We start from the raw sequence: 12,322 nt of genomic DNA on the forward strand, positions 1-12,322 counted from the left end.
GGGCGATGGCGCTACGCAGCGCCTGGCGCGCCTCGGGGAGCCGGCCGGCGCGGCGAGCAAGGGCGGCGGCCAGCTCAAAGGTCCAGGCCAGGTCGGCGTCATGGATGGGCTGGCGCTCCAGATGCGCGCGGGCCTTCTCAGCGCTGCGCGCCCAGCGCGTCCACTGGCCGCGCGAGGCGTAGATCGGAAGCCAGCTGGCGTAGATCACCCCGAGCAGCCCCTCGCTGCCCATGTCGATCACGCGGGGCTGCAGCTCCTTGAGCGCCCGGGCGGCCCGATCCATATCGCCCAACGCCAGCGCCGCGCAGCAGAGGTTGAGCTCAATCGACGCCTCGAAGAGCCCGGCGCGGCGCATCATCTCCAGGCCTTGCTCGCAGAGCGCCATCGCCTGCCCCGGCTTACCGTGAGCCCGCAGGCCCTCGCCGAGGTTGCTGTAAGCCATGGCCGTGGCGTAGGTGTCGCCCATCGTTTGAAACGCGGCGATCGTCTCTTCGATCAGCGCCTGACCTCGGCCGAAGTCGCCGTGGCGCATCTCCAGGTTGCCCACGCCCATCTTCGACTTGGCCACCCCGCGCCCATCATTGAGCGAGGCGAAGATGGCCTCGGCGCGCCCGTAAATAGGCAACGCGAGGGCGTCTTCACCAAGCCAGCACATCGACTCGGCCTGCAGGTAAAGCGCGCGCGCCAGGCCATCGGGGTGCCCCACGCGCTCAAAGACTTTCGAGGCGCGCGCCGCCAGCTCGCGCCCCCGTCCCGGATCCCCGGTGAGCTGGGCGAGCACGCCGGTGAGGTAGGTATGCTCGGCGCGCTGGAGGGGGGCGTCGGGGTGGTGCGCAGCCTCCAGGGTCTCGACGAAGATGCGCGCGCGCTCCAGCGCGCCGGCGGCAGCCTCCATCTCGCCAAGGCGAAGATGCGCCAGGGCGCGCAGCATGTGGAGCTCGGCCTGACGCGGGTCGTCGGCGCCAACCCCGGCGGCTCGCAGCGCGCGCTCAAAGCGCTCGGCGATCTTCAAGCCCTCATGCAGCGCGAGCGTGTCGACGGCGAGTCGGGCGCCCTGCCACAGCGGCTCCAGCGCTTCGGGGGCCAACCCGGCTTCGAGCAGGTGATACCCCCGCCTGGCAGTCGGAGCGCCGGGGTGGGCGCCGCTCTCAGCCAGCATCGCCGCGGCCGCGCGGTGATGCGACTGCCAGCGACCCGCATCCCGAGCCATCTTCTCAAGGGTCTCGCGCAGCGCGCCGTGCACAAAACTCCAGCCGGTGGGGTTGCGTTCGATCAGGTGGCGCACCTCCATCAGCCCGAGCAAGGCCGGCGGCGGCACACACTCGGCAAGCTCACAGGCGCGCTGCCACGGACGCTCCTCGACATCGCGCCCCAGCGCCGCGGCCAACTCTAAAGCACGACGCGCCCGCTCGCTGCCACCAAAGCGACCGGCCGGCCCCTCCAGCTGGTGGGACGCGACCGCCGCCACCCCGACCAGCTCCTCGACGCGCTGGCGCAGCACCTGGTGGATATCATCGGGAAGATCGGAGGCGGTGCCCGCGCGCAGCTCAAAGCCGCGCGGCCCCACCTCGAGCACGCCGCGCTCCACCCAGTCGCCCACCAGCTGCAAGGCAAAGAGGGGGTTTCCGGCGGTGCGCTCGGCCACCTGCTCTGCCAGGCCGTGCTCCAGGCCGAGCATCTCTTCGATCAGGCGCTCGTGATCGGCGCGGGCAAGCGGGGCAAGCCCCAGCTGCCAGGCGCGCTCAAAGCGCAGAAGATCCCGCAGTTGCTCGCCGACCGGCCGCGTGCGCGCCTCCTCGCCCTCCCGCAACGTGGCCACGATCAGCACCGGAAGTCCGCCGTGGGCCTGCTCATTGAGCAGGTGGCGCACAAAGCTCAGCGTGGCGCTTCCCCATTGCACATCGTCGAGCACGAGCAGCACAGGGCGCCGCGCCGTCAGACGCTCCAGCAGTCGGCGCCAGGTCATATGGCGCTCGCTGGGGCGCACCAGCCGCAACGCCAAAGCGTCGTCGCGAAAATCGGGATCACAGGCCGGCGCGAGCAGCTCGACAAGCTCGGCCTTATCGCGGGAGCCGGCGGCATCGAGGTTGTGCGTCATCAAGCCCGGGGCGGCCCGATCGTCAAAGAGCTGCCCGACCCTCAGCGCGATCTCATCGCGGGAGAGGCCGGTGCAGCGCAAATAGTTGCCCACCATCCGCGCCACCCCGTCGGTCAGGCCGCCGGTGGGGCTGTGGCTGGCCTGCAGCACCTCGGCCGCGCCGGTCTCATGGGCGCGCTCCGCCAGCCACTGCGCCAGCCGGCTTGCACCCACGCCGACCTCGCCACGCACCAGCGCCAGGCGAGGACGCCCGGTCTGGTGCACATCGAGCAGCGCCTGCCAGAGCTGGTCGCGCTCCCCCTGGCGTCCGACCAGCGGGAGCGAGCGCAGCCCGAAGAGCCCCAGGCCCACCCCCAGCAGCTGCCCATCACTTGCCAGAGTTTGAGGTGTCTGCCAGGTGCGGGGCGGCGGCGCCGGGTGCAGATCGCTGGCCGGGCGCGCCCACATCTCGCTGCCCTCCACCGCCCCGATCAGCCCGACGCTCATCGCCCCGCGACGCCGCTCCAACGAGAGCGTGGGCTCCCCCTCGGCCGGCAGCGCCAGCGTGATAACTTCTCTCGACGCCCCCTCCTCGGCCGCATTAAATGGGGTTGATCCGGGATCGGCACTCCCGATTGCCTCCTGCCGCGAGGGTGCCGTCAGATAGAGCTGGCGCAGATCGTGGGCAGCATCGGCGGCGCGCTGATAGCGACGGGTCGGCTTCTTGGCCAACAACCCATCAAGCCACCCCTGAAGCCCCTCGGGCACCTCCACTGAAGGCTCCAGCGGCGGGTGCGGCTTCTGCAACTGATCGCGCAGCACATCTTCGGCGCGCGTCCCTGCAAACGCCGGCTGACCCAGCAGCCAGTAGGCCAGACACCCCAACGCGTAGAGATCCGTCCAGGGGCCCTGGTCGCGCCAGCGGCCGGTGATCTGCTCCGGCGCCATAAAACGCGGTGTGCCCGCCACGCGCCGCTCACGCACCCCGCGGCGAAGCAGCGCATCATCATGAAGGGCAAAGGCCAGCCCGAAGTCCGAGAGCTTCAAGCGAGGCGGCCCCCCGACATCAGGCACCCAGAGCACGTTGGCCGGCTTTAAGTCGCGATGAATCACCCCGCGCGCATGCGCATGCGCCAGCGCGTCGAGCAGCGCGATGAGGATCCCGCGGCGACGCTCCCATCCAAAATGCGAGACATCGGTGCGCTCCAGCGTCCCCACCGCCAGATCCATCGCCAGATAAGCGCAGCCCTCCACAAGCCGGCCCCCGGAGCTTCGCTCCAGGCCGGAGGGCACCTCCCCCGAATCAAAGACCCGCACCACCCCGGGGTGGTTCAGCCGCGCCACCGCGCGCACTTCCCGCTGGAAAGCTTCCCTGAAGCGCTCGGTGTCGAGCTGCGCGCGGCGCATCACCTTGATGGCGACCTCGCGTCCCTCACCCACATGACGCGCCCGCCAGACCTGCCCCATCCCGCCGGTGCCCACGAGCTCGCCGAGCTCAAAAGGCCCCAGACGCGGGGTGGATTCATCGTGCTGTTGACTCACACTACCCTGCTCTCGCGCTACCGATGTCGCCCGCACGCAGCCCCGAAGACGTCCCGCAGGGAGCTCTTAAGAGCCGCGGCGAACGACCCGCGCACCTAAAACCCGTAATTCAAACCGACCATCACGCTGAAGACGGACTCTTCGTCAAAGGTCAATCGCCCCTGAAGGTAAGGCACAAGCTCACTGCCCGTATCAAAGGTGGCGCCCACCAGGAGGTTGCCCGCGACGGCCGTATCATCTTCGGAGGCGATGACCTCATCGTTACTGTTAAGCACCCGCGAGTCGACGTAAATGATCGCCAGACCACCGCCCAGATAGGGTGTGACCACCGCATCAAGCGCCAGATGTGCCAGCGCGTTGACGTCAAACTGCAGGAGCGTCGTCTCCGAGCGCGCTCCGAGAAACTCGGAGCTCCCCGTAAAGAAATAACTCAACGCCGGGTTCACCGAGATCGCCACCTGAGGCGCCACCGCGAAGGTGAAGCGCCCGTCGAGCCCCAGCAGCGGGAACTCCCGATCGAAGTCGTAGCCGGCCATCACTCCCACGCTGTTCCCTTGCAACTTCTGCGCAGGATCCTGAGCCGAGGCCACCCCGGCGCTGGCCATCACCAGCGCACAGCCCGCCAGGGCCACCGCCATCATCCGCTTCGCATTAACCCGATCGTCACGCGTCATCATCGCTACCTCCGATCCATTTCAAGCACAGAGACATCATCTCAACACCAGACTGCAACGCCCCTGATCTAGCACACCCGCCCAGAACACGCGACTGCAACGCATCGCCAGCACCGGCCGACCTTTCGCGGAAAAACCCCTGCAGTATCACCATCTTAAGACCGTAACGAAGCCTTAATGAGTCTCACTACCCTCCCCTGACTACCACGCACAATCCTCGATCCTGCGCTCATCGATCGGTCAGAAACTCTGGCGGGTCGCCCCCCACTGGTAGTTCAGTCCCAGGGTCAGCTCAGTGTTTCTTCCCGGCTCCCCCACCGCGCCGCTCTGGTAGAGGTAGGCGTTGAAGGAGGCCGTAAAAAAGAACTGATCAAAGACCGCAAAGAAGAGCCGATTGGCGCTGCGCAGCTCATGCACATTCTCACGGGCGATGCCGTTGTAGAAATACTCCAGCTCGCTCTCTAGCTGCACCGGACGGCCGAGCACATCGAGCAGATCGATGCGCCGCAGGGTATAGCCGGTGTTCAGACCCCAGCTGGCCTCCCCGTTGGGCTCGATGACATCGCGGCGGATGTTCACACCGACCTTCAGGTCCAGCGCCTCGGCCAGCTTGAACGAGAACCCGAGGATGCCGCGCACATCCAGGCGATGCCAGCCCCGGCTCTCGGGCCGATCGAACTCCGACTCGGCCTGAAGCTCAGCGAGCGGACCGGGCACATACCAGCGCCCTCCCAGGTTGGAGCGCAGCGCCAGGTTGCGGTACTGGCTGCGCAGTCGCAGAAGATCGCGGGTCTCCTCAAAGGTGGCCCCGTCGGTGTCCGCCAGACGCGCGGTGGCGTACTGCAGCAGAAGATCGTTATCCCAGCCGTGATCGCGGCTGTCGGCGCGGGCCGCCAGGCGCCCCTCCAGGTTGACCTGGTCCGTTGACGCCACCGTCAGCTGGCTCTGCTCATAGCCGGCCGCCCCGCCCACCAGCGGATTGACCACGCTGACCTGGTTGTACGAGGCGTTGATCGAGCCGGTGTAGGTCCACAAAAACTGACGATGCAGATCGGGAAAGCTCGTTGTCGGCGAGAGTCCCGCACGCGCGGCGACCTCGTCGCGCTCAACATAGCGCACCACAAGCTCGGCGATGCTCGGGGAGCCGGCGGCCCAGGCCGGCTCGAAGATCCGCGCGTCCTTGAGCTCTTCGGCCTCAATCACCCCATCGCCCCCGGCGGCCAGATAATCATTGAGCACCACCGGGTAGAGGCGATCGTCGCGTACCACGCGGCCGTTGACGCGAACCTCCTCGCCATCAAGCTCCAGCCCGGCGGCCCGCAACGCCCCGCCCAGCCGGACCGCGATGCGCTTGAGCGCCCGCCCCTCCAGCTGCGCCACCACCACGTCATTATCAAAGGGCAACGCGCTGTAGATATCGGCCAGCGTCAACTCCCCGGTGAGCGGAAACTGCCCCCGATCGCGAAAGGCCCCGGCGTTGATCAGCGCCACCTCCGCGCCCGCGCTAAAGCGCATCACGTTCATAAGGAAGGTCTGCAGATCGGCGGCCTCAAAGGGCGCCGCAACGTCGGCGTTGGCGGCCAGGGGCTGCCCCCAGTCCTCGCAGTAGGCGTCGGCCACAACCTCGAGAACTTCACGCGTGATACGGTCTTCAGGCATCTCGGACACATCGATCCGCCGCGGTCGCACCTCGCTGATGCGGGGGGCGCCCGTGCCATAGCTCAAGCCCAGCTCGACGGTGTGCACATGAAACGCCCCGCTGTCGGCGGAGACCAGGGGCGTGCCGGTCGTCTCGGCCTGCACCACGCCAAAACGCCCCTCGTTGAGATCCCCCTCATCGAAGAGGTGGCTTGCGACCATCAAGTCGATGCCCTCAATCTTGCTGGCCAGCGCGTAAGCCTCGTCGAGCGCGTCGGCCTCCCGCGCGTGGACCTGCACCACAGTAAGGTCGGCCTCGGCACGCATCGCCCGGATAAGCTCCGGCAAGACGGCGGCCGGCTCAGCCAACGCCAGGCCCTGGCGCTGCGCATCGGTCAGCGCATCGAAAAGATGAGGCGCGAGCAGTGAGGTCACGGCCACCCGCACCCCGCCACGCTCCACCACCTTGAAATGCGGCCTCACAAGCCCGCCGGTGCTCTCACAGATCGCCTCGGCCCCGCCAAAGTTCTCGCAGCGCAGGTTGGCCGCCTGCAGATCCAGCCCCCGCTCCCGGGCCGCCCGCATCACCTCAATGAGCTCGCCACGTGGCGCGCTGAGCTCGCGGTTTCCCAGCGACTGCGCGTCCACCGGCACCGCGTTGAGAAGATCGACCAGGTTGCGCGCCCCCTCCTCCCCGCTGCGCATCAGGTAGCGGCTCAAGGGCGCCGGATACATCGCATCGCCCGCGCTCAGCACCACCGGCGCCGGCAACCTCCCGCCCTGCGAGAGCTCGCCGAGCGTGCGCACATACCCCACCTGACGCGCCCGATAATACTCGCGCACCTCCGCCGGCTCCCGGCAGTCCACCCGCGCAAGGTCCCCCTCGGTGTTGCCGGTGAGCACCAGCGTCAGCTGCGAGGTCCGGGACGCCGGCGCCTCCTCCAGGCGATCGATGACCTCCTGGCCCACCTCCTCGCCAGCCCGCTGCGCGTCCGCCTGCTCCACCTCAATCCCCCCCTCCTGAGGCGTCTCCTGCTGCGCCCACCCGGCCGCGCTCCACACAAGCGCCACCCCCATCAACCCGCATCCGACCACCCGACGAAGATCAACCTTCATGCCCACCTCAACCAACCTCAAGTCACATCGAATTGACTCACGAACCATGCGCGCCGCCCAACCGTCGACGCCCACCCGCCCGGCGTCAAGTCACCCCGCGCCCGGGCGGTAGTCGACGTTGACAAGCTCACCGCCGATTTTCTACGATTCAGCGCGAAGTTGGCATCCTTTCCGGGCGTATTTTTGCGCCCCTGGCGAGCAGACACTCGCCGGCTCTCTTGACGGGCATCGTCGCCCGCCCCCTGCAGCCAACCCACCTCTTAATCGCGCCCGCGCCTCACCTCGAATCGCGCCGCGCGCCCTGGCACCGGATCTTTGGGCTCATGAGCGAACCGGGAATCCTTCCAAAACCCGTCCCCTTCGGCAAATACTACCTCCTCGAACGCATCAACGTCGGGGGCATGGCCGAGGTCTTTAAAGCAAAAGCCTTCGGCGTCGAGGGCTTTGAGCGCATGCTGGCGATCAAGCAGATCCTGCCCAACATCGCCGAAGATAAGGGCTTTATCGAGATGTTCGTCGATGAAGCCAAGATCGCCGTGCAGCTCACCCACCCCAACATCGCTCAGATCTTCGATCTCGGGCAGGTCGACGGCTCCTACTTCATCGCTCTGGAATACATCAGCGGCAAAGATCTCAAGACCCAGTACGAGCGCGCCCGCCGCATCGGCGAAAAGATCTCCATCCCGCGCGTCTGCTACATCATGATGAAGGTCTGTGAGGGACTGGGCTACGCCCACGAAAAGAAGGACCCGCAGGGCAACCACCTCCAGATCATCCACCGCGACATCTCCCCGCAGAACATCCTGACCTCCTTTGAAGGGGAGGTGAAGATCATCGACTTTGGCATCGCCAAAGCCCAGGGCAAGACCAGCCACACCCATAACGGGATGATCAAGGGCAAGTTCAGCTACATGAGCCCGGAGCAGGTCCGCGGTCTGCACGTCGATCACCGCAGCGACATCTTCAGCATGGGCGTGGTCCTCTACGAGCTCCTCACCCTGGAGCGCCTCTTCACCGGCGAGAGCGACTTTGAGACGCTCGAGAAGATCCGCCGCGTCGAGATGAGCCCCCCCTCGCTCTACAACCCGCACATCCCCAAGGCCCTCGAAGACATCGTGCTGCGCGCGCTCAGCGGCAACCCGGAAGAGCGCTTCCAGACCGCCTACGAGTTCGGCGAGGCGCTCGAGCGCTTTATGCGCGACCAGGGCTACTACTACACCAACAAAGATCTGGCCGCGTACATGAAGGAAGCCTTCAGCGCGGACATCGAGTTTGAGAACAAAAAGACCGAGTACTACCGCTCGCTCAACCTCAAACCCATCGAAGAAGCCCCGCGCAGCCCCACCCCGCGCCGCCCGGCTGCCGACCTGAGCTGGGGCGACGAAGAGATGGAGACCCAGATCTTCGGCCGCGAAGACGCCATCTCCATCGTTGACGACGCCGACATCGTCTACGCCGACGATAGCATCGAGGTCATTGACGAGAGCTCCACCCAGATTCACGTCTCCGGTGCCCACGCCGCGGTCAGCGAGGAAGCGTCGACCCGCGAATTTGAACGCTGGGACATGAACCTCGACCTGGGGCAGAGCCCGCGCCGTCACAACTCTCGTCCGGGCGAAGAGCTCGACCTGGACCTCGACATTGAGCCTCGACGCGGCGCCCCGGTCACCTCGCAGATGCCCGCGGTGGAGCGTCGTCGCGACTCCCATAACACCGTGCCCGGTGCGGTGGCGGTGCCTCAGGCCGCCCGCAAAAAGCGCAAGAAGAGCGGCGCCAACGTCGGCGTCATCGCCCTGGTGGCGCTGGTGGTCATCGCCCTGGGTCTGGGTGTTGTCTGGATGTCCCGCGACACCACCGCGCCGGTGATGTTCGCCTTTGGCGAAGATCCGGTGCGCATCTATGTCGACGGCCAGCTCGTGCACGAAGGCCCCACCCCCTATGAGTGGGAGGGGAGCGCCGGCACATACACCGTGGCCGTCGAGCGCGATGGCTTTAAGCGCTACGAAACCCAGGCCACACTGGTCGCCGGCGAGCCTACTCGCCTGGCCGAAGAGCTCACACCGCTCGACTACTCCAACACCGGCTTTAACGTCGCCAGCGTGCCCGAAGGCGCGAAGGTCTTCCTCGGCGATGAAGAAGTCGAAGGCACCACCCCGGTCGAGATTCGTGATCTGGCCCCGGGGAGCTACACGCTGCGCGTGACCCTCGATGAATACTTCGAGGCCGAAGAGCAGCTCGAGGTGGAGCTCGACCAGATCGTCGACCACAGCGTGACGCTGCGCCCGGCCAAGATCGATCTTCGCGTCACCAGCGATCCGAGCCGCGCCGACTACACCATCTACACCGCCGAGGGCAGCGAGCGCGTCGCGCGCGGTCGCACCCCGGATACCGCCAGCGATCTTGACGCCTCGCGCAACTACCGCGTGGTGATCTCCCGCCGCGGCTACGACGACTGGGAAGGCACCTTTGAGCCGGGCACCGAGGCCGAAGCCACCCTGGACGCAGAGCTTGAGCGCACCGAGTCGGAGCCGGCTGTCGCCGACGCCCGCCCGCCCAGCGCCGCGCGCGTTCCCGATCGCACCGGCTCCTCCGGCTCCACGGGGTCCAGCCGCACCGAGACCGCCCGCGCCGAACCGGCACGGGACACCACCCCGCGTCGCGAAGAGCCTGCCCCGCAGCCGGCCAACACCGGCACGGGCACCGTCTCGATCGCCTCCCGGCCGGCGGCGCGCATCTACATCAACGACGTGGACACCGGCAACTACACCCCGCTTATGAACCATCGCCTGCCCGCCGGCACGCATAAGATCGTGCTGGTGAACCCCGAGTTTAACCTCAATAAGACCTTCTACGTCGATCTGAAGCCCGGCGGCGAAGAGCGCATCATCAACCGCTGAACACCCCAAGGGGGACCGTGTGGTCCGCGCCCCGCTGCGAACGTCTGATCTGACCCACTACTGTGAGATCTGCTCGACTTTGGTCGAGCAGATCGCGGAGCGTTGCGCCGAGTGCGATGCTCCGCGACCTCGCGAGGGTTGGACCTCAATTCACGCCAGCCCCTACGCCTACCTGGGGCGCATCATCGACGGGCGCTACTTCGTCGATCGCTTCTTAGGCTCGGGCGCCTCCGGCCACGTCTATCGGGCACGCAGCATGCGTGTCTCGCGCCTCTTCGCCATTAAGGTGGTCGACACGCGGCGCTACGGCGACAGCGAAGACGTGCAACAGGAGATGCTACGCAGCTTCGAGCGTGAAGTTGATGCGCTTAGCCGCATCAGCAACCCGCACGTCGTCAACGTCTATGAGTTCATTCACCTCAGCGACACCATCCTGGGGATGGTCATGGACTACCTCGACGGCCAGACCCTCGAGGAGCGCCTGCGCAACAATGAAGCGCTGACGATTCGCGAAGCGGTGGAGATCACCCGCCAGATCGCCAACGGACTTCATGAAGCCCACCAGCAGGGCATCGTCCACCGCGACATCAAACCCGAAAACATCATGATCGAGGCGCTCCCGGCCACCGGCCTCTTCGCGCGCGTGCTCGACTTCGGCGTGGCCCATGTCGCTGGCAGCGGTGAGAGCACCTACGGGTTCCGGGGCACACCCCTGTACGCATCCCCAGAACAATGCACGGAGTCGCAACTGCCCGACCACCGCAGTGACATCTACAGCCTGGGCTGTGTGCTCTTTCATATGCTCACCGGCCAGGCCCCCTTCCCCTTCGCCAACGCGTTGCGGGTCATGGAGGCCCACGTTGAAGCCCCCCGCCCTTCCGCGCTGGCCACCGCTCCCGGTCGCAATATCCCCCGCAGTCTCGACAACCTCCTCCAACATATGCTCGCCCGAGAGCCCGGCGAGCGTCCGACTGACTTCTGGAAGGTCTATCAGGACTTGAGCGCTTTTCTCGATGGGCTCCCCCTGCCGCATTTCGGCGAATCGTTGCTGGCCGAGGCCGAGACCATTGTCGAGCAGTTTTTGGAAGAACCGACGCAGCTCACCGAACCGACCCTGGGCGAGTTCGTCTCACTGGCCGAACGCACCTCCAACGAGCTTGCACATGAACACTCCCTGATCACCGAAGCCGACGCGTTGCCGAAGTGGACGGAGCGCAGCGACGTGGACATGGCGCAGCTCATCTCGGTGAATCTTCCGTTTGCCACCGCGCCGATGCCCTCGATCACGGCGGCGGCCATCGACCGCGGCGCGCTCGGTGTGGTGCTGGCCGACCACCTGATGCGCACCCACCTGCTGGGTATCAGCGGTCAGGGGTTCGCACAGAGCTTCAGCGTGCCACGCCTGGTGGTGGCCCTGGAGGTCGACCTGGCGCACGCCCACCTCTACGCGGCAGACATTCACGGCGACATCACCCGCTACAACCCCTCCGGCGGCAGCGCCCAGACCATCGCGAAGCTCGCCGGCTCGGTGCTCGCGATGGAGCTTCATCCCAACGGCAGCCACCTGCTCGCTGCAACCGAACGCGGTGAGCTCATTAAGATCGATCTTCGCACGGGTCGCAGCCACACGCTGTGGTCGTTCTCCCTTCCCATCTCTGCCCTTCATCAGGACACCCGCGACGATCTACTACTGGCTGGCCTCTGGGACGGCACGGTCGCATGCCTTCGTCCTCAGGCCAGGGAGTTGGTATGGCAGGTCCCGGTAGCGCGGGACGCCGTCGCCTCGGTCGGGGTGACCGCCGACCAGCGCTACTTCGCTACCGATGCCCGCGGTGAGCTTTACCTCGGCACTCTGGAGAGCGGTAAAGCAATCGGCTCGCACACCATCGGCCAGGAGCTACGCGCGGTGCGCACCCGGGCCGATGGTAGCCTCATCGGCGTCACGCTCTTCGGCGATGGCGCGCAGATCTGGCGCATTCAGCTCTAGCCTCTTCTACGCGGGCCCCCGGCGTACACAGCGTTCATGATCGAACGCCTGGCACCCGAACGCGGCATTCATGATCGAACGCCTGGCATCGGTACAGCATTCATGATCGAACGCCTGGCACCCGTACACAAACTCCCGGGTCCCCATTTCACACGCCCTCCTCGTATTGAATACCCGGGTCGCCAATCTTCCCCCCAACACCCACCTTTTCCCCTGACCAACACACAAAAAAACCCGCCCCGCTCTACTCACGTAGAACGGGGCGGGCTCTTTAAATAAAGGGTTGGCAGCGACCTACTCTCCCACGACCTCTCGGTCGCAGTACCATCGGCGCTGGAGAGCTTAACTTCCGAGTTCGAGATGGGATCGGGTGGACCCTCTCCGCTCTAGC

General features: G+C 66.4%; 5 protein-coding genes and 1 rRNA gene. 2 read left to right on the top strand and 4 right to left on the bottom strand.

The window, feature by feature from the left end:
• From FRC96_RS16710 to FRC96_RS16720, 3 genes are all read right to left on the bottom strand, one after another.
• Positions 1-3,619 (bottom strand): serine/threonine-protein kinase (locus FRC96_RS16710; RefSeq protein ID WP_146976104.1); only part of this gene is annotated, 3,619 nt, incomplete at its 3' end.
• A gap of 95 nt (positions 3,620-3,714) precedes the next feature.
• Positions 3,715-4,296: an outer membrane protein gene (locus tag FRC96_RS16715; protein ID WP_146976106.1), complete on the bottom strand. Its 582-nt coding sequence runs from the start codon at positions 4,294-4,296 to the stop codon at positions 3,715-3,717.
• Between the two features lie 237 nt (positions 4,297-4,533).
• Positions 4,534-7,047, bottom strand: a complete 2,514-nt coding sequence (locus tag FRC96_RS16720; protein ID WP_146976108.1) for a 5'-nucleotidase C-terminal domain-containing protein — start codon at positions 7,045-7,047, stop codon at positions 4,534-4,536.
• Between the two features lie 323 nt (positions 7,048-7,370).
• Between FRC96_RS16720 and FRC96_RS16725 the strand changes: the two genes are divergently transcribed.
• Together FRC96_RS16725 and FRC96_RS16730 are read left to right on the top strand one after the other, a co-directional pair.
• A complete protein-coding gene (locus FRC96_RS16725; protein WP_146976110.1) occupies positions 7,371-9,944 on the top strand; it encodes a serine/threonine-protein kinase in 2,574 nt (857 codons plus the stop codon).
• Positions 9,945-9,963: 19 nt separating this feature from the next.
• Positions 9,964-11,931: a WD40 repeat domain-containing serine/threonine protein kinase gene (locus FRC96_RS16730; RefSeq protein ID WP_146976111.1), complete on the top strand. Its 1,968-nt coding sequence runs from the start codon at positions 9,964-9,966 to the stop codon at positions 11,929-11,931.
• Positions 11,932-12,212: 281 nt separating this feature from the next.
• Here FRC96_RS16730 and rrf read toward each other — a convergent pair.
• A 5S ribosomal RNA gene (rrf, locus tag FRC96_RS16735) occupies positions 12,213-12,322 on the bottom strand; the annotation flags it as partial.

It is taken from the genome of Lujinxingia vulgaris, from assembly GCF_007997005.1.
GTDB lineage: Bacteria > Myxococcota_A > Bradymonadia > Bradymonadales > Bradymonadaceae > Lujinxingia.

Excerpts from the sequence above, each read along its gene's own strand:
- FRC96_RS16725 (WP_146976110.1), top strand. The coding sequence starts at position 7,371 with ATGAGCGAACCGGGAATCCTTCCAAAACCCGTCCCCTTCGGCAAATAC.
- FRC96_RS16715 (WP_146976106.1), bottom strand. The coding sequence starts at position 4,296 with ATGATGACGCGTGACGATCGGGTTAATGCGAAGCGGATGATGGCGGTG.
- FRC96_RS16720 (WP_146976108.1), bottom strand. The coding sequence starts at position 7,047 with ATGAAGGTTGATCTTCGTCGGGTGGTCGGATGCGGGTTGATGGGGGTG.